Origin of the sequence: Candidatus Nitrotoga sp. AM1P, from assembly GCF_013168275.1 — a bacterium.
Lineage (GTDB): Bacteria > Pseudomonadota > Gammaproteobacteria > Burkholderiales > Gallionellaceae > Nitrotoga.
On record NZ_AP019547.1, the window covers coordinates 2,793,108 to 2,815,838 of the forward strand.

The 22,731-nt window shown below is 50.5% G+C and carries 18 protein-coding genes; 14 read left to right on the forward strand and 4 right to left on the reverse strand.

Annotation, left to right across the window (positions count from 1 at the left end):
• Positions 1-104: 104 nt before the first annotated feature.
• Complete coding sequence (locus tag W01_RS12725; protein WP_173055269.1) at positions 105-1,010, reverse strand: LysR family transcriptional regulator; 906 nt, start codon at positions 1,008-1,010, stop codon at positions 105-107.
• A 90-nt stretch (positions 1,011-1,100) separates the two neighbouring features.
• Here W01_RS12725 and W01_RS12730 point away from each other — a divergent pair, with 90 nt between their 5' ends.
• The 3 genes from W01_RS12730 to purT all read left to right on the forward strand — a co-directional run bounded on the left by W01_RS12730 (position 1,101) and on the right by purT (position 4,089).
• A complete protein-coding gene (locus W01_RS12730) occupies positions 1,101-1,967 on the forward strand; it encodes a pirin family protein (RefSeq protein ID WP_173055271.1) in 867 nt (288 codons plus the stop codon).
• A 33-nt stretch (positions 1,968-2,000) separates the two neighbouring features.
• Positions 2,001-2,453, forward strand: coding sequence for a DoxX family protein (locus W01_RS12735; protein ID WP_173055273.1), 453 nt, complete (start codon positions 2,001-2,003; stop codon positions 2,451-2,453).
• Positions 2,454-2,877: 424 nt separating this feature from the next.
• Positions 2,878-4,089: a formate-dependent phosphoribosylglycinamide formyltransferase gene (purT, locus tag W01_RS12740; protein WP_173055275.1), complete on the forward strand. Its 1,212-nt coding sequence runs from the start codon at positions 2,878-2,880 to the stop codon at positions 4,087-4,089.
• Positions 4,090-4,209: 120 nt separating this feature from the next.
• On the opposite strand, the gene W01_RS12745 is transcribed toward purT, so the two are convergent.
• Positions 4,210-7,089 (reverse strand): aconitate hydratase, encoded by a 2,880-nt coding sequence (locus tag W01_RS12745; RefSeq protein WP_173055277.1) that lies wholly within the window; start codon positions 7,087-7,089, stop codon positions 4,210-4,212.
• Between the two features lie 345 nt (positions 7,090-7,434).
• On the opposite strand from W01_RS12745, the gene W01_RS12750 reads away from it, so the two are divergent.
• Positions 7,435-10,863, forward strand: a complete 3,429-nt coding sequence (locus W01_RS12750) for a hypothetical protein (protein ID WP_173055279.1) — start codon at positions 7,435-7,437, stop codon at positions 10,861-10,863.
• Positions 10,864-10,904: 41 nt separating this feature from the next.
• Here W01_RS12750 and W01_RS12755 read toward each other — a convergent pair whose 3' ends face one another.
• On the reverse strand, positions 10,905-12,152 hold the full coding sequence (locus W01_RS12755; RefSeq protein WP_173055985.1) for a TIGR03862 family flavoprotein: 1,248 nt from the start codon (positions 12,150-12,152) through the stop codon (positions 10,905-10,907).
• Positions 12,142-12,327 carry a tautomerase family protein gene (locus tag W01_RS12760; protein ID WP_173055281.1) on the reverse strand — a complete coding sequence of 62 codons (186 nt, stop codon included), beginning with the start codon at positions 12,325-12,327 and terminating at the stop codon, positions 12,142-12,144. Before W01_RS12760 ends, W01_RS12755 begins: the two co-directional genes overlap by 11 nt.
• 238 nt (positions 12,328-12,565) lie before the next feature.
• On the opposite strand from W01_RS12760, the gene W01_RS12765 reads away from it, so the two are divergent.
• The 10 genes from W01_RS12765 (at position 12,566) to tolA (ending at position 22,731) form a co-directional block, all read left to right on the forward strand.
• The gene (locus tag W01_RS12765) at positions 12,566-13,087 is read left to right on the forward strand and encodes a GspH/FimT family pseudopilin (protein WP_242006965.1); all 522 of its coding nucleotides are present in this window, start codon (positions 12,566-12,568) and stop codon (positions 13,085-13,087) included.
• Positions 13,078-13,599 carry a type IV pilus modification protein PilV gene (pilV, locus tag W01_RS12770; RefSeq protein ID WP_173055285.1) on the forward strand — a complete coding sequence of 174 codons (522 nt, stop codon included), beginning with the start codon at positions 13,078-13,080 and terminating at the stop codon, positions 13,597-13,599. Before W01_RS12765 ends, pilV begins: the two co-directional genes overlap by 10 nt.
• Before the next feature lie 125 nt (positions 13,600-13,724).
• On the forward strand, positions 13,725-14,489 hold the full coding sequence (locus W01_RS12775; protein WP_256380150.1) for a PilW family protein: 765 nt from the start codon (positions 13,725-13,727) through the stop codon (positions 14,487-14,489).
• 14 nt (positions 14,490-14,503) lie between these two features.
• Entirely contained in the window at positions 14,504-15,061 is a 558-nt protein-coding gene (locus tag W01_RS12780; RefSeq protein ID WP_242006967.1) for a pilus assembly PilX family protein, read from the forward strand.
• Between the two features lie 30 nt (positions 15,062-15,091).
• Positions 15,092-18,574, forward strand: coding sequence for a pilus assembly protein (locus tag W01_RS12785; protein ID WP_173055291.1), 3,483 nt, complete (start codon positions 15,092-15,094; stop codon positions 18,572-18,574).
• Positions 18,575-18,757: 183 nt separating this feature from the next.
• Positions 18,758-19,216, forward strand: a complete 459-nt coding sequence (locus W01_RS12790; protein ID WP_173055293.1) for a type IV pilin protein — start codon at positions 18,758-18,760, stop codon at positions 19,214-19,216.
• A 572-nt stretch (positions 19,217-19,788) separates the two neighbouring features.
• Entirely contained in the window at positions 19,789-20,208 is a 420-nt protein-coding gene (ybgC, locus tag W01_RS12795) for a tol-pal system-associated acyl-CoA thioesterase (protein ID WP_173055295.1), read from the forward strand.
• 14 nt (positions 20,209-20,222) lie between these two features.
• Complete coding sequence (gene tolQ, locus W01_RS12800) at positions 20,223-20,897, forward strand: protein TolQ (protein WP_173055987.1); 675 nt, start codon at positions 20,223-20,225, stop codon at positions 20,895-20,897.
• Positions 20,894-21,316, forward strand: coding sequence for a protein TolR (gene tolR / locus W01_RS12805; protein WP_173055297.1), 423 nt, complete (start codon positions 20,894-20,896; stop codon positions 21,314-21,316). The genes tolQ and tolR overlap by 4 nt, the downstream gene beginning before the upstream one ends.
• The gene (gene tolA / locus W01_RS12810; RefSeq protein ID WP_173055299.1) at positions 21,313-22,731 is read left to right on the forward strand and encodes a cell envelope integrity protein TolA; all 1,419 of its coding nucleotides are present in this window, start codon (positions 21,313-21,315) and stop codon (positions 22,729-22,731) included. The genes tolR and tolA overlap by 4 nt, the downstream gene beginning before the upstream one ends.

The following is a 22,731-nucleotide window of genomic DNA, read 5'->3' on the forward strand; positions in this document are numbered from 1 at the left end:
TCTTAATGAAGGGACGCTCATTATCTAATAATGCAATTTTAGCTGTACCCGGCCTCGCTGGTACCAACCCCATGCAGAATCGTGAGCCCCAATATTTTCCTCGATCACCCTCTCTCCATAAATTGCTCAAGATGCGCAAGAAAGGCGCGTGTTTTGGCTGGCAGATAGCGGCGCATGGGCATCACGGCCCAGGCGGGCACGGCGGGAAGACGCCATTTCGGTAATATCCGTACCAAGCGTTGGTGACGCACGTCTTCTGCCACAAAGCGATCGGGTAATGCACCGATGCCCGCACCATCCAGCAAAAGTTGCTGGATCATGTCAGGTGAATTCAGGGTGAGACGTCCGGGTGGAACCCCTTCCCAAACGGCCTTGCCATTTATGAGTTTCCAAGGGACTGCGCTTCCTCGTGCCGAGAGTAAACGAACCGTCGTATGATGCTCCAGCTCATCAGGATGCTGCGGTGCAGAATGAAGCGCGAGATAGATGGGGCTGGCGTACAGACTGAAATTAAGCGCGTCGATCTTGCGCGCAACCAGCGTGGAGTCGTTTTCCAGCACACCCATGCGAATGGCAAGATCGAAGCGTTCGCTGATCAGATCAACGCGCCGCGAAGACAGATCCACATCCAGCTGTATCTCGGGATAGGTTTCGATGAAGGTGGCGATGGCGCGCGAGAAATGTTGCTTGGCATAGTCACCCGGCATGGAGACGCGTAATCGTCCGCGCGGCTGCACATCCTGACTGCGCACGAAATCCTGCGTGGTAGCGACCTCTTCTGCGACGCGCCGACAATGATCAAGAAATTCCTGTCCAAAATCAGTGAGTGTGAGTCGACGAGTTGTACGCAACAGTAGCCGCTGCCCAAGTGCTGCTTCAAGATTCGTCAAGCGGCGAGAGACCGTGGCTTTGGGCATAACGAGATATTCGGCGGCACGCACCAAACTTTCTTGTTCGACGATGGTAGCGAACAAAATGTAGTCATCAGCGGAGATATTTTTTTGTTCCATTTGTGGAACAGCTTATCCCATCTTCATGGCTTTATCTATCTTTTCGAGTCGCCTAATATGTACTCACATTAATTAAATAGAGGAGTCAACATGAATACCATCAACCGAACAACGTTGCACCAATCGCGTGGCGTCGAGCGCATCATCGAAGGAGTTGCCACCTCGGATGGCGCCGGCGTGAAACTTACTCGTGTACTGACTGGCAAACTGCAGCATCGCCTTGATCCATTTTTGATGCTGGATGCCTTCGGTAGCGATAATCCAGACGACTACATTGCGGGCTTCCCGGACCACCCGCATCGGGGTTTTGAGACGGTAACCTATATGCTGTCCGGGCGGATGCGACATCGCGACAACGCAGGGCACGAGGGGCTGCTGGAACAGGGTGGCGTTCAGTGGATGACCGCTGGGCGCGGCATTATTCATTCTGAAATTCCTGAGCAAAAAGACGGCGTGATGGAAGGTTTTCAGCTGTGGCTCAATCTGCCCGCGAAGCGCAAGATGGCCGAGCCGTGGTATCGCGACATTTCAAGCCAGGAGATTCCAGAATACGTAACGACAGAGAACGTTACCGTGCGTGTCATTGCCGGAATGAGTAACAGCGTGGCAGGCGTCGTTATACGCGAAGAGACCGAACCTTTGTATCTGGATATTCACATGCCTGCGGGCGCTTCATTCTCGACGGCATTGCCCGCCACGCATAACGCGTTCATCTATGTCTATCGCGGTACGGTAACGGTGGGTGACACGCTGGTGGAGTCTCATCGCATGGGTATCTTGAGCAATACGCCGCAAGCCGATGGCGTGACGCTCACAGCGATGGAAGATGCGCGCCTGATTCTGATCGCCGGCAGGCCGCTCAACGAACCCATCGTGCAGTACGGGCCGTTCGTGATGAATACGCAGGAAGAGATTCATCAGGCGATGGACGACTTCAGGAATGGGCATTTTGTCTGAATCAAATAATTTAAAATCAACAAGGAGCATGATATGACTACCAACAATATTTTCAGGCAGATCAATGGCAATATCGTGAAATTGGTATCAATACCCGCGATCAACGCGTCATTTTCGCTTGCCGCCAGACTTTTAGCGTCGGCAATTTTCATTGGTGCAGGATTCAGCAAACTGGGCGCAGGTTATGCGGGAACGCAAGCCTATATGACATCTGTTGGACTCTCCGGTGAGCTTCTACCCTTGGTGATCGGGCTGGAAATGGGGGGAGGGTTGGCGTTATTGCTTGGTTTTCAGACTCGTTTGGTGGCATTCGCGCTATCGGTTTTCTGCATCGTTTCCGGTGTGTTGTTTCACTCTGGCGCAGACCCGATGCAACAGATCATGTTTATGAAAAATCTGGCGATGGCAGGCGGATTACTGGCATTTACTTTATTCGGTGCCGGTCGTATGAGTCTGGATGGGGAAACGCAGATTCGAGTTTCTTAACTTAGAATTATAAGCACATATCAAGAGCACGCGCCCTCATATCGGCTTGCTGGTGCAGGTCAATCGTAAATGCGCTTACCTTTGAATAGGTAAGGCGGCATGATGTTCGACCTGATGCACCTTGCTTGGTGCCGCCAGCAATTTATCAAGATGGCCTTTTTAGCGTGCAGGATTACCCCCTTGCGATATTCCCGGGGATTGCCCAATCCAGTATTGACTCAATGCGGTCACGCAGACGGCTTATCGATGAGGCAACCTCCTCTGGAAGTACGATCGTTTTTGTGCCAAGATTCATTGCGGTTTTCTGAGTTGTTTTGACTGTTTGCAAGAGAACGATCGTGACATTCTTTGTTATAGTTTTTGTTATTTTAATAAAATCATTAAGTGCGTTTTAAGGCGGGGTTTCAACCCCGAAATTTTAGTTATGACAAAACAATTCACTCTCGGTACCCCACTTAGCGCCTCTGCTACCAAAGTTATGTTGCTGGGCAGCGGTGAACTCGGTAAGGAAGTTATCATCGCATTGCAACGCTTGGGTGTAGAGACCATCGCCGTGGATCGTTATCCCAATGCACCGGGACATCAGGTGGCGCATCGTGCATATGTCATCAATATGACGGATGCTGCGGCATTGCGTGATCTGGTAGAGCTCGAACAGCCGCATCTTATTGTGCCGGAGATCGAAGCTATTGCCACCGACATGCTGGTCGAGATTGAGCGGGAGAGTTTGGCGCGGGTTATTCCCACTGCACGCGCCGCTCAACTCACCATGCACCGTGAGGGAATTCGCCGCCTTGCGGCAGAAACACTGGGGCTGCCCACTTCTCCTTATGCCTTCGCCAATAGTCTGGAAGAATTACGTGCTGCGATTGATGACGGCATAGGCTATCCCTGCGTGGTGAAACCAGTGATGTCCTCCTCCGGCAAAGGGCAGTCTAAAATCGACAGCACGGCGGAGGTGGAGCAGGCGTGGAATTATGCCGCCAGTGGCAGCCGGGTGAATCAGGGGAGGGTAATCGTCGAGGGTTTTATTAATTTTGAATATGAAATTACCCAACTCACCGTGCGCGCGATGAGTAGTAATGGCGAAGTCGAAACGCATTTCTGTGAACCGATCGGACATGTGCAAATTCATGGTGACTATGTTGAAAGCTGGCAGCCACAGGCTATGTCTGAACTGGCCTTAAAGCGCACACGTGATATCTCCAGGAAAGTTACGGACAATCTCGGGGGTTTAGGCATCTTCGGTGTCGAACTGTTCGTCAAGGGTGATGATGTGTGGTTCAGTGAAGTTAGTCCGCGTCCGCACGACACGGGCATGGTTACGATGTGCAGTCAGATTCAGAATGAATTTGAGTTGCATGCGCGCGCCATACTCGGTCTGCCCGTGAACACCGCTTTGCGTGCACCGGGTGCGAGTGCAGTGATTTATGGGCAACTGGAAGAATCAGCTATTGCTTTTACGGGTGTCGATGAAGCATTACGTGTCCCGCAAAGCGATTTGCGCTTGTTTGGTAAACCGGAATCGTTTTCCAAACGGCGTATGGGTGTGGCGTTGGCAAACGGAGTAGATACCGACGAAGCGAGGATACGTGCCAAACTGGCCGCCAGTAAAGTGGTGCCAGTCAAGGGTTAGTTATTCCTGCCCGACCAAAGACAGCATTTACTTGCTTGTTGAAAGGGCGTGATCCAGATATTAAAACACTGGACCACCCCGAGGTAGGAAAATAATTACTGTTGCTGTCGAGAATTGAGATTACTGAGTTACCAGCTCGCGCAGAACATAAGGCAGGATGCCGCCATGACGGTAGTAATCCACTTCGACGGGCGTGTCGATTCGTAGCAGCAGCGCAACTTGTTGCGTGCTACCGTCGCGGCGCTTGATGGTGAGCATTACATCCTGTTGTGGCTTAATGAAATTTGCGATGCCGGTGAGATCAAAGGTTTCTTCGCCGGTCAACTTGAGTGTAGCCACGCTGTCGTTGCCCTTAAACTGTAAAGGCAGCACGCCCATGCCCACCAGATTGCTGCGATGAATGCGCTCGAAGCTTTTCGCCACTACCGCTTTTACGCCCAGCAATTGCGTGCCTTTCGCCGCCCAATCTCGAGATGAGCCAGTGCCGTATTCTTCCCCGGCAAAAATAACAGTAGGCGTGCCGTTTGCGATGTATTCCATCGCTGCGTCGTAAATCGCTATCTGTTCGCCGTTGTAAAGTGTGTAGCCGCCTTCCACGCGACTGCCGTCGGCATTAGGAGGCAGCATCAGATTCTTGATGCGCACGTTGGCGAAAGTGCCACGTATCATGACCTCATGATTGCCGCGTCGTGCGCCGTAGCTGTTGAAATCCTTGATGGCCACACCTTTGCTTTGCAGGTATTTGCCAGCAGGGGTGGAAGATTTAAAACTGCCAGCCGGACTGATGTGATCGGTGGTAACTGAGTCACCGAAAATGCCCAGCGGTTTGGCATTGAGGATGTCGGAAACGCTACCGACAGTCATGGAAAAGTCGTCGAAGAACGGCGGGCGCGCAATGTACGTGGAATCGTCCCAATGGTACTGGTTGCCGGTGGGGGCAGAAATGGCATTCCATAGCGGCAGGTTGCGAGTAAGATCGCTATATAGCCTGCGATATACCATTGGGTCAGCGGCAAATTTCATTGCTGCATGGATTTCCGCACTGCTCGGCCAGATATCTTTCAGATAGACTGATTGACCGTTGCGGCCGGTGCCAAGTGGCTCACTTTCCAGATTTATGTTTACTCTGCCAGCCAGCGCGAAGGCAACTACCAGCGGCGGGCTGGCGAGGAAGTTGGCCTTGATGTTGGCATGAACGCGTGCTTCAAAGTTGCGGTTGCCGGACAACACCGCTGCGGCGATCAAATCGTGGGCGAGGATGGCATCTTCGATTTTTGCGCTCAGTGGGCCGGAGTTGCCGATACAAGTGGTGCAGCCATAGCCTACCAGGCGGAAACCGAGTTGTTCCAGATAGGGCAGCAGACCAGCATGGGTCAAGTAATCCGTTACTACGCGTGAACCGGGGGCGAGCGATGTTTTGATATGCGGTTGCACGCGCAGGCCTGCTTCTACTGCTTTTTTCGCCAGCAAACCTGCCGCCAGCATCACACCGGGGTTGGAGGTATTGGTACAGGAAGTGATGGCAGCTATTAATACATCGCCATGGCGGAGCTGTACTGCCGGCATTATCTGACCGCTTGTTTCGCAGCGCACGCTAGGTGTCGGGCGGTTGTCCATCATCTCGATTTCAGTCACGGTGCTGGTGTTGTGCTTGCTTTGTGTGCCGGTGCCAGCCGGTGCGGTTTCCTGATCCTGCAGGCCGCCACCGGCGATGGGTACACACACGTTTTCGCTAAGATCAGCCAAATCGGTGAGATAACGTTCCCCCAAATTTTCAGCGGGTTGGTTGAAACCGTTCTCTGCCACTGACTTGCTGAACAAGCTGTTGAAATTCTCCTTCATCTCGGAGAGCGGTACGCGGTCCTGCGGACGCTTCGGCCCGGCCAGAGAAGGCTGGATACTGTTCAAGTCCAGCTCTACCACGCTGCTGTAATCGATCGCGCCTGCCTCAGGTATGCCATACAGCCCTTGCGCTTTGAAGTAGGACTGGAAGGCATCTACTTCTCCATCGCTGCGCCCGGTATTGCGCAGGTAGTCCAACGTTCTGTCGTCCACCGGGAAGAAGCCCATTGTTGCGCCATATTCCGGCGCCATGTTGGCGAGGGTGGCGCGATCCGGTACGGTAAGCGCAGCGGTGCCCGCACCGAAAAATTCCACAAACTTTCCCACCACTTTATGCTTGCGCAGCAGTTCGGTGACGGTCAACACCAGGTCGGTCGCGGTGATACCTTCGCGCAGCTTGCCCGTGAGATGAACGCCCACCACGTCCGGTGTGAGGAAATATACCGGCTGGCCGAGCATACCCGCTTCCGCTTCGATGCCGCCCACACCCCATCCGACCACGCCGATGCCATTAATCATAGTGGTGTGGCTGTCGGTACCTACCAGCGTATCGGGATAATAAACGCCGTCTTTTTGCAGCACGCCGCGCGCCAGATATTCCAGATTCACCTGATGCACGATGCCGACGCCGGGCGGCACCACCTTGAACGTATCAAATGCCTGCATGCCCCATTTCATGAATTTGTAGCGCTCATTATTGCGTTCAAACTCCAATTCCATGTTGAGTCGCAGCGCATCCGGACTATTGTAATAGTCCACCTGCACCGAATGATCCACCACCAGATCCACTGGTACCAGCGGTTCAATGATCATCGGATTCCTGTCCAACTTCGCAGCGGCATCGCGCATGGTGGCGAGGTCAACCAGCAGCGGGATACCGGTGAAATCCTGCAACACAATACGTGCCACTACGAATGGAATTTCTTCGGTGCGCGGTGAATTTTGTTGCCAGTTCGCCAGCTGGCGGACGTGTGCTTCGCTGATCTTCTTGCCATCGTAATTGCGCAGCACCGCTTCCAGCACAATGCGGATGGAAACCGGCAAGCGTGAAATCTTGCCCAGCCCTGCGGTTTCGAGTGCTTTTAAGGAATACAGCGTGCCAGTCTTGCCGTTGGCGAGGGTGAATGTTTGACGAGTGTTGAACAGATTATGCGACATGGCGATGGCTCCGAATGAAAGCTATGAGCGAAAAGAAAGAGCGTAATTATAACGCGGCAGGGGTAGATCGGACATCGATCAGCTAAAACTATTGATCCGGCACGAATTGAACTTGACTGCCGTTCGTGCTGAGCTTGTCGAAGCATAAGAAGCCATTCACATTTCGACAAGCTCAATGCGAACGACTTCTTGCATAAACGGTGCCGTATCAATAGTTAAAAAATAAGCAGTTTGCTTATTCTCTTTTTTTGGCGTCGCTTTACTATCAGACCGTGAGATTCTTCTGTGGCCGATGGGGAGCCTTATCCAGGAAAAGGTGACAAGTAATATAGCAAGGAGTTAATTATGAGTGCTGACAACAACGACAAAACCAGCGGTTTATTTGCCAACCCATTGCCCATTGTGATGTTGGCGTTATTGGCGGCAGGCGTGGTGGTCAAGAACGTGCCGCTGGAAAGCGCGCGTCCGATCGATCCAGAGCGCGTGAAATTTGTGCCGGCCACCCAACAAGATGTTGAAGCACGATTATGGCAGGATCCGCTCGCAGCGGTAGAGAAGTACATAGAGAAGGAAAACAAGGAGAATGGTAAGGAGAACGAGAGGAAGCATGACGTTAAAAGGGTGAAGGCGCTCATTACAGAGTTACTTAAACAGAACAGCGTGACGGTCGTTGCTGTGAGTGTTTTTGGTAGTTCGTCCGATGCAGATGCCGAATGGCGGCGCCGCATGCGTTCCGCGGTGGTCTCGGCGCTAGGTTTTCATCACTATCATCCCTCGAACAACAATGCGATAGGCTACTTCGACCACCAGCCTGAGCCCGGGAACGGCGACAAGTTTGCTGTGCCATACGAATGGTACGAGCGGGGAAAGCCTCTGTCTTCTTATGAGCGGGGGAAGCCCCCGTTTTATAACAAGTTAGAAAAGCCGCCTAATGTGCTTGTGCTCTGGCTGAACGAAGAAAAGCTCGACACTGTTTCGGCCATTACTCCGGCCATTCCACCGTTAGACGTGGTCACCTGGTCCGAAGATGGCAAGGCGATAATTACTCCGACCGCTACTCCGACCGTTACTCTGTCAGATCAGCTGAAATACTTGTTTAACACTTTGGTGGATAAGAGCACGTTGCAGTTCGACACCAGTAAAAGCCTCAATGTCAGGCTGATTGGGCCGGCGGGGTCGGAGGCGCTGATGAAGCTTGTTTCCAATAAGGATAAACAGAAATCAAATTCTAAGGCGCTGTATCCTGGCATTACGCTCCAGGTGTTCTCGCCCAGCGCGACTATCTCCAATTGCGAACTGTCACGCGACTTAGGGGATGAGATACCAGCTAAGAAGCTGGATGAATGCATCAAGATAGAAGGCTTTTCCAAATGGAACGATTCGGAAACAACCCCGATCGTTCGCACGATCGGCACCGACGACATGCTCTCGGTCGCGTTGCTGTGGGAGTTGTGGCAGCGCGGCGTCAATCGCGAATCGTGGAGGCAGCCGGATAACAAGCCTGATTGCAAGGATGGCTTGGTGTTAATCAGCGAGTGGGACTCACAGTATGCCCGCTCGCTATCCCAGAGCCTTAACGAGGGCTTTTCGTCGCTCTGCGGAACCAATACTGACCCGCTGATGAGGGTACGCACATTTAACTACTTGCGCGGGCTGGACGGCGTGCTGCCTGATATTAAAAAGTCGGACACCAATGTACCGTACAAGGACGATGGAGAAAAATCAAAAAATCTGCGCGCGCAACTCTTGGATGTGCCGTTAGAACACGCCGAAGGACGTAGCCAGTATGACCATCTGCGGCGACTTGTTGGCGAGATTGAACGGCTCAGTAACGACAAGCAATTTGCAGAGAATGGCATAAAAGCGATCGGTATCATCGGTGCCGACGTATACGACAAACTTTTGATCCTCCAGGCGCTTCGAAGTCGTTTCAAGGACAAGATATTTTTTACCACTGACCTCGATGCCCGCTACCTGCACGCTGATCAGAAGGATTGGGCGCGCAATCTGGTGGTCGCGTCCAGCTTTGGCTTGTCGTTACGTCCAGAGCTACAGCAGCGAGCCTCGCCGTTCCGGGATAGCTATCAGACCGCGACTTACCTCGCTACATTGATGGCACTCGAGAAGAAAAATACGATGTTCGAATGGAACGACAAGATGGCGCAGTGGTTGCATCCGCAGCTCTTCGAGATTGGTCGGACCGAGGCGGTGCGTCTCGCGTCGCCGACTGTTGAGTATCTCAAAGACTGGTACACATCCAAGGATAAAGACTCTAACTCCAAGGGCATCCCTGTTCAAAATAAATACCAGCCTTGCGCCCCCAATCACTGGCCAGAGTGCGCGGACATCGAGCCGTACAGGCCTCTGCTCATGCCATCATTCCAGTATATGGGTGAGGTTTTCGTAATGATCGCCCTTGGATTCGTGTTGGCCGCCATGGCAAGCTGTCGTATTCGTGGGAAGTGGTCCATCATAAAAAATGCGCTAACGCTCCCTATGAAATTGAAAACTGTAAAACTCTTGTTGGCGGGCGTGAGTGTGTTGGTTTTAGGGGTGCTTATCTCTCTGTGTACCAAAAGATTAATGGATGCTTCGTATGAACAAGGGGTCGGTGAGCCGTTCGTGTGGTTTGAGGGAATCAGCGTGTGGCCGAGTCTGATGTTAGACTTCATCGGCCTCGTGCTCACGCTGGTGTTTGCGTTCGCGCTTTGGTGCTTAATCCGGGGGAAGGCGCGTCTCATCTCCAAGAACTTTAATTTCGCCCTGCCGCAGACTTGGAGGCTGGCGCGCAGCAGATGGTCCGCAATGTGTGCTGGCCCGTATGTCGAGCTGGCATTATTCAATAGGGAGGGCACGACTGACCCGAAACCAATTGGTCCGGGGGTTGAGGTATCTACCTTGTGGCAAAACTACCTGCGTGCTACCAGCATGCGCGAGATGATGGGCTGGATCGTGTCTTCCACGGTAATGGTAGGCGTACTCTTTTTTGTGGCGTACCGAGTCTTCGAAATGCCATCTTTTCCCCATCGCGGTCAGCTTGTGCAAAACCTGAACTACTTTGTTGCATCCCTCAACGCGTTGATTTTGTGGCCGGTTATCTTCTGGGTTAGTTACCAGACGCGTGCTTGCACGCAGCTCACTAGGGTTTTGAGCAATATGAATAGCGTGTGGCCTAAGCGGTTGCTCGGTCGCCAAGAGACCGAGACTGGCGTGCCGCGCGCATATCTTTCGGGCTACCTTGATTTTCAGTTGATTATGCGCGCCACGCAACGCATTCACAGCCTTATCTACCTGCCGTTCGTCTCTATCCTTTTCATGGTAATTGCGCGGAGCGATCTTTTGGACGCGATGAATTTTCCGCTGGTGCTAGTCTTTGTCATCGGACTTGTGCTGGCCTATGCACTCGGCAGCGAGGTGCTGCTGCGTAGAGGGGCCGTCGCGGCGCGCACCAAGGTGATCTCTTACTACGAAACGCTGCTGTTGCGCATGCAGGCTGCGCCGAAAATCCCACTTGTAGAGGTCTATACGACGTTTGATCAGGCGAGGTTGAAAGGCAGCTCACCTTTGACCGTAGCTAGCAGCAAGCCATCGGGCTTGACTGAACCGAAAATTAGCACGGAACAGATCAAATTGCTGTTAGAGCGTATTCGCAACACTCGGGAGGGCGTGTTTGCCCCCATCACTGAGCAGCCCGCGCTACGCGCGCTGCTCTTGCCCTTCGGTGGCTTCGGCGGCGCGCAGCTTATTGAATATTTGATCAACCTTACGGTATGAGGTCGGATTGGCCAGGGCTGGAAGATTTAGTTTAGCCATAACTAAATGTTCCCGCATTCGAGGTGAGCCAGCACTCCCAAACCTGCGGCGCGTCCGCTTGCGAAACAGGCGGTGAGCAGATAGCCGCCGGTGGGCGCTTCCCAGTCCAGCATTTCGCCCGCACAGAATACGCCGGGCATGGTGCGCACCATCAAACATTCATCCAGCGCCTTGAAGGCGACGCCCCCCGCGCTGCTAATGGCTTCATTCAGCGGACGAGGTGCGATGAGTCGTAATGGCAATGATTTAATCGAAGCCGCAAGGCGCTCGGGGTTGGCGAAGTCTGATGGCGGCACCCGTTCGCGCAGCAGGCCAGTTTTCACCCCCTTGATGTTTGCCCGGCTCTGCAAATGGCTGGCCATCGAACGGGAACCGCGCGGATGCGCTATCTCGGTGATGATGCGCGGCAAGTCTTTTCCGGGCGTCAGATCAAGGTAGATGACTGCCGCGCCTGTAGCTGCAATCTCATCGCGCAGGCGTGCGGACAACGCGTAGATCAGTCCGCCTTCAATCCCGGTCGCCGTCACCATGAGGTCACCCTGTCGACGATGGATCTCTCCCGCTGTATCGATAAAGGTCACCGTCACCGTTTTTACCGGATGTCCGGCGAAGCGGGAGCTGAAGTGCTCGCTCCAGCCGACATCAAAACCACAGTTTGCGGGCCGTAATGGCATAACAGAAATGCCGCGCCGCTCGAGAAGCGGTACCCATGCGCCATCGGAACCGAGCCGCGCCCAACTGCCGCCACCCTGTGCGAGCACCACTGCATCGGCATTCGCGGTGTGCTCGCCCTGTGGGGTGACAAAACGAAGCGAACCATTTTCATTCCATCCGCACCAGCGATGGCGCATATGGAAATGCACGCCTGTCTCGCGCAAGCGGTGCAGCCAGGCGCGCAAGAGCGGCGCAGCTTTCATGTCAGTCGGAAATACGCGCCCGGATGTGCCGACGAATGTCGTTATGCCCAAGCCATGCACCCACTCTCGCAGAGCATCAGGCCCGAAGGCGTCGAGTAGCGGCTTGATCTGGTCGCGGCGTGCACCGTAGCGTGAGAGGAATGGTTCCATTGGCTCGGAATGCGTGATATTCATCCCGCCCTTGCCAGCCATCAGAAATTTGCGCCCCACGGATGGCATGGCATCGTACAGATCAACCCGCACGCCGCCCTGAATCAATACTTCTGCAGCCATCAGTCCAGCAGGTCCGCCGCCGATGACGGCAACCGACCTGGCGCTCAGCTTATTCTTCATCCAGTAATTTTCCTGCAATCGCCCAGTTTTCGTCTGGCAGTTCGTCGAAGGTAATGTAGGTGTAGGGCTTTGGTTTGTGTGCAAGGCGTTCTAGGGTGTCGGTGATCTCTGCTGCGATCTGGGCTTTCTGTTCGCGACTGAGGATACCGGCAATGCGAATGTTGACGTAGGGCATAGTGTTTTCTTAATTGAATAAAAAGGATTTTATGTGAATAAAGTGGGTAATCAACTTTGAGTCACCCGCAGAAGAGGTAAATCCATTTTCCCTGCGCCAAGTAATCTGAGCGAGAGAAATAGATTAATGAATTCCCGATTTTTAAAAAAATTAAAGTTACTCTGGATCTGACCGTTACTATAGTTTGATCGTTACTGCAAACTGCTTTGAATGTTCGAATGCTGAAGGAATGGGTGTCATGTACATAGCTGTCAACAGAGGATTTACGGTAATTGAACTACTTGTTACATTGAGTGTGGCAAGTATTCTGTTAGCTGTGGCAGCACCAAGCTATCGGACTTTTGTTCAGGATAATCAGCTTATAGCACAGAGTAATAATTTTTTCTCGGCCATGATGCTCGCTAAAAGCGAGGCCATTAAAAGAAGTAGCCCGACTACAATTTGCCCCAGTACAAACGGTACTGCCTGCGCTGGTGGGACAGTCTGGACAAATGGCTGGCTGGTGTTTGCAGACACTGATAGTGATGGCACAGTAGATACGGGGGAAGAAATTATCCGGGTTGGTACTGCATTACCTGGTCAAAGTACGTTGACATCTGGCAACAGTACAAGGGTGACATTCGCAGCAAGTGGTTTTACGCTAGGGTTTAATGACACCTTTTCTTTATGTGATAGCCGCGGCACCGCCATGTCTAGAAGTTTAACTTTGAGTAATCAGGGTCATTTGCGTACCGTTAAAGGAGGCGGCGCATGCGCATAAATTGCACACTCAATTTGAAAAGGCGGATTAATAATCATAAGCAGAGTGGTTTTAGTATGCTGGAAGTGCTGGTCACGATTCTGGTAGTTTCTTTTGGTTTGTTAGGCATGGCAGCTTTGATTACAACGGGTTTGCGCAGCAACAATACCGCGCATTACCGCTCAATTGCGACTCAGCAAACGCTGGACATTGCAGATCGTATGCGGGCCAATCTGACAGGTGTCCGTGCTGGAAATTACGATGCGCTGACTGCTGTTATTCCGGTCAGTGCTGATTGTGTGGCAGCAAGCTGCACCGCGGTACAAATGTCAATTTATGATCAGGCACAGTGGAATAGAGCCAATTCCGTCCTGTTACCGGGTGGTGTTGGAACCGTAGCCGGAAACCTTGCAGCGGGTTTTTTAATTACTCTGATGTGGATTGAAAAAGAAATGGGGGGCGTAGCGGATCCTGCATGTCCAGTGGGTACGGCAGTTAATACGCGTTGTTTCTTGACAAGATTTTCTCCCTGATGTTGATCTCACCAATTAATCGTGCTGGGTCAGCACTTGATCCAGGAAACGACCTGCGAAAACGCCAGAATCTGTCTTCACTCAGTCAGCTTCTGCGAGCAACCGCAATTCTTCAAGTCCGCCAGGTGCCTAGTTTACAGCGAGGTTTAACCTTGGTGGAGCTAATGATCGCAATGATCATTGGCCTGGTATTGCTACTGGTTATTGGTACAGTTTTTAGCAGCAGTCGCCAGGTTTTTCGTGTACAGGAGGATAACGCCCGTATTCAGGAGAGCGGTCGTTTCGCGCTGGAAATTCTCGGGCGTAGCATCAAGCAGGCGGGTAATGCAGAAATACCATTCACGGGTCTTAAGGTTGGATTTTCAGGGTTGGCTATCACAGGTATTAATGGCGCAGGTACGGCGGCCGATACATTAACTGTGCAGTACGATGGTGCGGTTGGGGATCGAGATTGTCAATTCGGCACAGCAGTTACAGCAGCCGATTACTTAGCTGGCAATAATATCATTCAGAGCCACTTTAATCTGGATGCAGCGAATGCGCAATTACAATGTGCTGGAGCTATCGGTGCTGCGCCGGTTACACCCGGGGCTGGGGTTTCCGGTCAGCCGTTATTGGAGAATATAGAGGACTTTCAGGTTCTTTACGGCATTGATACCACTGGTGACCAGTCAGTCGATCAGTATGTTCTCCTACCGGCTAACTGGAATCAGGTGATTACAACTCGAGTTTGTGTACTGATCCGTTCTAATCAAATAAATATTGTTCCCGCGGGTAATAATTACCTGAACTGCAACGGCGCCGCTGTCGCTGTTCCTGCTGACAGGCGGCTCAGGCGCGCTTTCACGGCCACATTTAATTTGCGCAACCGGGTAAACAACCTGCCATGAACGCAAATTTCTACATGCCACGAAATCAGCACGGTGCAGTATTCGTTACCGCGATGGTTTTATTGGTAATACTAACCTTGCTCGGCATTACCGCCATGAAGATGGCGAATCTGGAAGAACTCATGTCCGGCAATATGCGTGATCGCAATCTAGCGTTACAGGCGGCAGAAATGGGACTGCGTTATGCCGAACAGCATATCCGCGATAATGATCCCGCAACCAATACACCTAGCTCGATAGATGGCATAACCGGTTTTGATGCGGCATGTACCGGAGGGTATTGTTACTATGGTCAAAATCAACCTGCTCCTGCCATCGAATCTGTTATAGCTAGTTGTACTCCAAATTGTCCTCTTACCTATACCCCCGGTACCGTTTTTACGGTTGATGGTATCAACTATACGGCGCCTGCTTTACCAGCAGGTGTTCCTGCACCCACCTATTTGATTGAGGGCATTAAAAAAACGCCGCCGGGAAGTAGTAACTTCAGTTATTACTACCGCGTTACTGTACGTGCGCAAGGAGCCAGACCTGGCACGATTGTTTGGTTGCAGGAAATATTCAAGCCATAGCCATCCGGTTTTAAATAGGAGATTGAAATCATGAAAAAAAATTTAATATGCGCTATGGGATTAAAATGGATTTTGTGTTTACCTCTCGGGTTAGCTGGATCAGCTTATGCTCTGTTGCCACTTTCCAATAACCCTCTTTTTCTGGGGGGCAATATTTCGCCTAATGTGATGTTTACGCTGGATGATTCCGGGTCGATGCATTTCGAAATTATGCCCGAAAGTTTGATTCTTCAACAGGTGTACTATATGTTTCCGCGTGCGGCAGGTATCTATGGTGGGTCGGACTACAATAACCGTGTCGTCGATTTCGTCTCGACCAATCGTTACACCGCCTCTTTACGCTCCAATCAGGTCAACAAAATTTATTATAATCCCACCGTAAGGTATCAGCCCTGGAGCAACGCTGACGGATCTCTGATGGCTAATGCTAATCCAACTTGCGCCCCGCATAATCCCGTAGATACCGATAAAGGCTGCCGCAATCTTACCGTCGATAATACACAAAGTGCTAGTTGGTTGAAGAGTGACGGGACTTTATCTTCTAATCAATCAAAAACTTTCTACCCAGCAGTATATTTCGACTATAACGGTGGTGACATCAATTCGGCTAGTAGTTATATGCAGGTTAAGATTATATCTTCCACGTCTTCTTATGTTGGCGGGGTAGCACGCAAAGATTGTGTCGCCGCACCTGCCTGTACTTACAATGAGGAAATTCAGAACTTTGCGAATTGGTACACCTATTATCGTTCCCGTGTATTGTTAGCACGCGCGGGTATCGGCAGGGCATTCGCTGCGCAGGGGAATACCATGCGAGTGGGCTTTGCAGCCATTAATAAGGGGTCTGCTACTATCGATGGTGTAACTTCGGCAGGTACAGTTATAAGCGGTGTAAGACAGTTCACCGGTACAGACAGGACAAATTTTTTTAACAATCTTTACGGGCATACTATTCCGGCTTCAGGTACACCGCTCCTAAGTGCGGTAGATGAGGTTGGCAAATACTTTAAGCGTACAGACAATAAAGGCCCTTGGGGAGAGACGCCGGGTACGGATGGGGGTACGCAGCAGGTATGCCGCCAGAATTTCAATATTTTGACGACAGATGGTTATTGGAGCGACAGTAGTTCCATAGGGAATTCTGACAATACGGCGGGCGCCAGTATTACCAACCATTCTTCTCCGGCTACGCCACCAACGTATACCTATACTCCTGCTCTTCCTTATTCTGATAGTTTTAGTAACACTCTGGCTGATGTGGCAATGAACTATTGGAAAAATGATTTACGCACCGATATGCCCAATAAAGTACCAACCAATTCCGCTGATCCGGCATTCTGGCAGCATATGGTGACTTTTACAGTGGGACTAGGTGTGAGTGGGAATCTTACGCACTTGCCGTCTGGCGCGGAGGCATGGCCGGATCCGACTTCAAGCGATTCGGCAAAAATAGATGATCTCTGGCATGCTGCCGTCAATAGCCGCGGTAATTTTTTTAGTGCCGCTGACCCGGCTACATTTGCCAATGCTTTGACCAATGCCTTGACAACTATTGTGGCACGCACAGGTTCTGCTTCGGCTGTGGCCGCCAATTCGAATTCGTTGATAACCAATGGCCGGATATACCAGGCCAAATTTAATAGTGGGGATTGGACTGGGCAATTATTATCAATCCCCATTAATGCGGCGGGTTTGTTAGGAGCGACAGAATGGAATGCAGGGGCCGTCTCACTTGCATCGGACATAATTGCACCTACCACCCGTGTCATCATAACCAAGGGCAGTAGTGATGGCGTACCTTTTGAATATGCCAACCTGACTACGGCACAAAAGGCACTGCTGGATAAAAATGTTGCAAATACGGTCGATAACTGTGGCCTGGAACGGGTGGCCTATTTGCGTGGCATTGCTGTTAATGAGGGCAGCGGGACTTTTAGTTGTGCCAGTGCAAACGTCATAAATAAATTTCGTAGTCGCCCTACCAGCAAACTGGGGGATATTGTTAATTCCGGGCCTTATTATGTAGGCCGTCCCAATGCAGGACATTCCGATGTGGACCATGCGGGTTATGCTGCATTTCGAACCACCTTCAAGAATCGAACTCCGGTGGTCTATGTAGGTGCAAATGACGGCATGGTGCATGGTTTTAACGCCTGCATTCAGGGCGTAACACCAGGCTGTACGGCAGCTGATGAAGGCAAGGAACTCATTGCTTATGTACCCAGCATGGTTTACCCGAATCTGAATAGGCTGAGCGACAAGGATTACAATGCCAGCCATTACTATTTTGTGGACGGCTCTCCCATGGTAGCGGATGTTTATGTTGGTGCAACGCCCAGTTGGAAAAGTGTCCTCGTGGGCAGTTTAAATGGGGGTGGTCAGGGTTATTATGCCTTGGATATAACAGACCCAACTGGTTTTACCACAGCAAATGCTGCCAATTTGTTACTTTGGGAATTTACTAATGTCGATGATGTGGACATGGGTTACAGCTACAATCTTCCACCGATTAATCCGTTTACCAGCCAATCCAGCCAGATTGTAAAGATGGAAAACAATCAATGGGCTGTGGTGATTGGTAATGGTTATAACAGCGCGAGCGGTAAAGCAGCACTTTATGTTTTGTTTATTACAGGCGGTGAAGATGGCACCTGGACAATCGGTACTGATTATATCAAGCTGGTTGCTGATGCGGGTACAGGCAATGGCCTTTCCACGCCGATGCCATTTGATAGTGATGGAAATGGTTTGATTGACGTGATTTACGCAGGTGACATCAAGGGTAATCTGTGGAAATTTAATGTTGCTTCTGCTACCCCTTCCAGCTGGAGTATGGCTTTAAGTGGCGCGCCACTTTTTGTATCAGGCACCAGTAAACCGATCATCTCTCCGCCGGTCGTGAGTTTTCACCCAAAAGGGGGGCTATTGGTTATGTTCGGCACTGGAAAGTATCTTGAAACAGGGGATACCACATCGACCAATACCCAGACTATGTATGGGGTATGGGACTATAGCCTGACTGCGTCGGTAACATTGACAAATTTAGTTCAGCAGGTCGTGACAAATGCTACGGTTAGAACCGCCACACAGACTCCGGTGCCTTATTCCGCCACTGTAAAAGGCTGGTATTCTGACCTGCCTGTCTCTGGAGAAAGGCTAACGGGCGTACCTACTTTGGAGAATGGGATTTTAGCATTTACTACCATTGTTCCATCTGTCTCACCCTGTGATTTTGGTGGCAAGGGATTTGTGAGTGCGGTGGATTTCCTGACGGGCGGAATGCTCTCCATTCCAACTTTCGATATTAATAAAAATGGGGTTGTTGCCCAAAATGATGGACTATCTGCGGGTATAGAAATTGGATTTGCGGTGGGGGGCGTAACGCGGATCAGGGGTGCAATGGATGATGTATTAATATCTTCTACAGCCGATGGTTCGCTGGTGAAAACACCGGCTACTAAAGGCCCTGCGGGATTACGTGGCCGGATTACATGGCGAGAACTTGTTCGCTAAGCCTCTTTTTTAGCGGAAATCAGGCTGATAAGTCGAAAAATATTTTTTTACTTGAGTAGTGCCAGGGGCAGGAATATTTGTCGCGCATAGTTTGCAGTTACAGGAGCTGAAGGCAGAATGGTCTGTAATCCTACCAAGCCGAATGACGGATAAAATATGGATCGGAGCTGAGCAAACAACATTATGAAAATTAAGGCGGATTTAAGCAAGCTAAGGGGTTTTACGCTAATTGAGCTTATGGTTGCAATTGTAATCATTGGTATTCTGGCAGCGGTTGCCTTGCCTTCCTACCAGAATCATGTGAGACAATCCAACCGGGCAATAGCCAAGGCAATACTCCATGAAAATGCTCAATTTATGGAGCAGTTTTATACGGCAAATAATCAGTATGATGCGACCGTAGGGGGAGATGGTATTGTCAATACAGTAGATGATGTGGCCGTTGCACCACCCATTACTCAATCACCCAGAACTGGCGTTGTACAGTACGCCATTTCACTCCAGGCAGTGACAAATACCACCTTTACGCTTCAAGCCGTACCGCAGGGTTCAATGGCCGGAGATATATGTGGAACGCTTACTCTAACAAATACGGGGGTACAAGGTGCTGGCGGTGATGTTGCAAGCTGCTGGAATCGATAATGTCGTTGCCAAGGCAAATAAACGGGTAAGTTCCAGCGTACTGTTTTACAGAGCATGCTTGGATTATGCCGTTGTTACATTTCTAACTTACTCCTCGATTGCTTTAGCCGTAGCATGGCACACCTCCCTGACGCTAACCATGTAGACCACATGAGAACGATGGGTGTTCCTGTCCTACGTGTGCTGGCGCGTGAAAATGGCCGCAGTGGTGCGATGTGTGCGTACATGGGTATGCCACCATGCATCGCATGATATTTCCATCATGCCATAACCATAATACTTACCCTATGATTTGCGACTGCTTGGCGAGCCAAGAGAGTATATCATCCGGGATTTTTCGTGGGTATTGAATTCAATTTGTTGAACCCATTCGAGTTTTGCACATAACTGAAATTCGTTGGAGTGAAAGTATAAGTGTGATGACAGCTTAATTAGCACAGTGGAGCCGAGAGGGGTTGTCGGTTCAACTGATGCCTTGTTAATATAGAAATATGCGGCTGACGATATGAATGGCATTGTTCAATATAGTGCGTTAGATTTTTGGTGATACAAATTCTTAATATTAGATAAATATGGTTCATTCAGCCTGTAAATCAAATTTTTCATTGCCAGTGCGGGTGTTTTTCCAAGACACCGATGCAGGAGGAGTGGTATATCATGGTAGCTATGTGAACTTTTTGGAGCGCGCGCGGACTGAGTGGTTACGGGAATGTTATGGTTATAGTAATAAAGGGTTGATGAGCGAATTTGGTATGGTGTTTGTGGTTCGTTCACTAAGACTGGATTATCTCAAGCCCGCTTTGCTTGATGATTTACTTGCTGTCAGCGCGCAACTAAAGGATGTCGGGCGTAGTCGTGTGACCTTGTGTCAGCAAGTGTTGCGCGGCGAGGATGTACTGGTTGAGGCGGAAATACATCTGGTATGTGTGGCAATGGATAATTTCAAGCCGGTGGGTGTGCCGGAAGCATTGCGAGAGCAATGGAAAAACTAAAGGATATTGTAAATATGGATGTAACACAGAATTTATCGTTTATCCATTTGATTCAGAACGCTAGCGTACTTGTTCAATTGGTAATGGGTTTATTGTTACTGGTTTCATTGATGTCATGGTGGTTTATATTTCTTAAGATGTTTACTGTCAGGCAGGCGGTGAAGCAAAGTGAGGAATTTGAAGAATCATTTTGGAATAATGATGACCTTAATAGGTTGTATCAAAATACTTCTGTAATGCGCGGTGATTCGGGCAGTATGGGACGAATTTTTGCAGCGGGCTTTACCGAGTTCCTTAAGCTTAAAAAGAAACATGGTATGGACAATAATGCGGTGATGGATGGCACGCGTCGTGCCATGCGCGCCACTTATCAGCGCGAAATGGATATTCTTGAATCGCATTTGGCCTTTCTGGCTACAGTTGGCTCGGTCAGTCCTTATGTTGGGTTATTCGGTACCGTGTGGGGAATTATGAATGCATTCCGTGGGTTGGCCAATGTTGGCCAAGCTACATTGGCACATGTTGCGCCCGGTATAGCCGAGGCATTAATAGCTACTGCGATGGGTTTGTTTGCCGCTATTCCTGCCGTGGTTGCTTACAATCGTTATTCGCATGATATTACGCGCCTGGCATCACGTTTTGAAATTTTTATGGAAGAATTCTCTAACGTACTGCAACGTCAGCCATGATCCCACGCCGTTCTGCTATGCGTCCAATGAGCGATATTAACGTCGTACCTTACATCGACGTAATGTTGGTGTTACTAGTGATATTTATGATTACAGCGCCACTGATGAACCCTGGGCAGATCGATCTGCCCAGCGTGGGTAAATCACTCGCTCCGCCTGTTGCGCCATTAGAAGTGATTATCAAGAAAGACACCACGCTGGCGTTGAATGATCGAAGTAAGAAAGGTCAGGAGCAGAGTGTTACACGCGAGGAATTAATTGAGCTCCTTAAGCAAAAGCAGGCACAGAACGCGGATCAACCCGTTGTGATTTCTGCGGACAAGAATGTGCGCTATGAAGAAGTGATCAGCATTATGGATGTGTTGCAACGGCAACAGATTAAGAAGGTTGGTCTGTTGGCGCAAACCACGGGGCGATGAGCGCGATCGTGTATGCCAAACCCTATAAGCTTCGTGCTGGGGCATTGGCATTGGCTGTTCATTGTGCATTTTTCGTACTGTTATATTTTGGTGCCAGCTGGAAGGCGCAGCCTCCACAGGGCATGGTGGTGGATATTTGGGATAGCTTACCTGGGATGGAGGCAACTCCAGCACCAGTTAAAGTTGAGCCTCCTAAACCACCGATTGAGCGCCCCAAGTTGAGTAAGCCTGTGCCGCCTGTGGTGCCGCCTAAGGTTGATATAGCATTATCTGAAAAGAAAAGGCCTCAGGAAAAATCCAAGCCGATAAAAACAGAGCCTAAGCAGCAAATAGAAAAAGTGAATGTGCAGGCTGAGCAAAAGGTGCTAGCAGAACAGAGAGCGCAGGCTGAGCAGAAGATGATTGAAGAGCAGAAGGTGCGGGCTGAACATGAACGAGCTCGTGCCGAGCAGGCTAATATTGTTGCCAAGATACGTCGCAACCTTAAGGCTGAATTGGAGAAAGCCGAGCCATCTAAAGTGATTGAGCCGGTGAAATCTGCGGCGTCACTCAAAGCTGATTTTGAATTGGCTGAAAAAAAACGGTTGCAGGAGAAGTTTCAAGAAGCTGTGAAGTTTGAGGCGAAGCGTCAAATAGAAAAGGCGGATGCTCAGTCTAAATTGAAGGCCCAGGCTGAACATAAGATTGAGGCAGAGCAAAAGGCTGAAGCGGAGCAGAAGGCTCAGGCCGAGCAGAAAGCCTTGGCTAAACAAAAGGTACAGGCGGAACGGAAAGCTGAGGCCGAACGAAAAGCTGAAATGGAACAAAAAGCTGAGGCTGAACGAAAAGCTGAAATGGAACAAAAAGCTGAGGCTGAACGAAAAGTTGAAATGGAACAAAAAGCTGAGGCTGAACGAAAGATGCAGGCGAAACAGAGAGTCCTAGCTGAGAAGAAAGAGCAGGCCGAAGAGAAAGAGCGGGCGAAACAGAGAGCGCATGCCGAGCAAAAACTGTTAGCGGAACAGAAGGAGCAGGCTGAGCAGAAGGCGCAAGCCGAACAGAGAGCGAAAATTGAACAGGAGCGTGTGCGCGCTGAGCAGAAAGCACAAGCCGAGCAAGAGCGCGCGCGTGCTGCACAAGCAGCAGCCATAGGTAAGGAGGTGGCTGAATATACGGCCAAGATCCGGGCCAAGATTCGCCGCAATATCGTGATGTTACCGGATATACCGTATAATGCGCTTGCGGAATTTGAAGTAACATTGTTGCCCGGTGGTATGGTGTTAAATGCAGTATTGGTTAAGCCGAGTGGGAGCGCGGCGTATGACAGCGCAGTGGAACGTGCCATTAAGAAAGCGGAGCCGCTGCCCTTGCCGCCGGATGTGACGCTATTTAACAAATTTCGTGAATTGCGTCTCAAATTTAGTCCAAAGGAATAG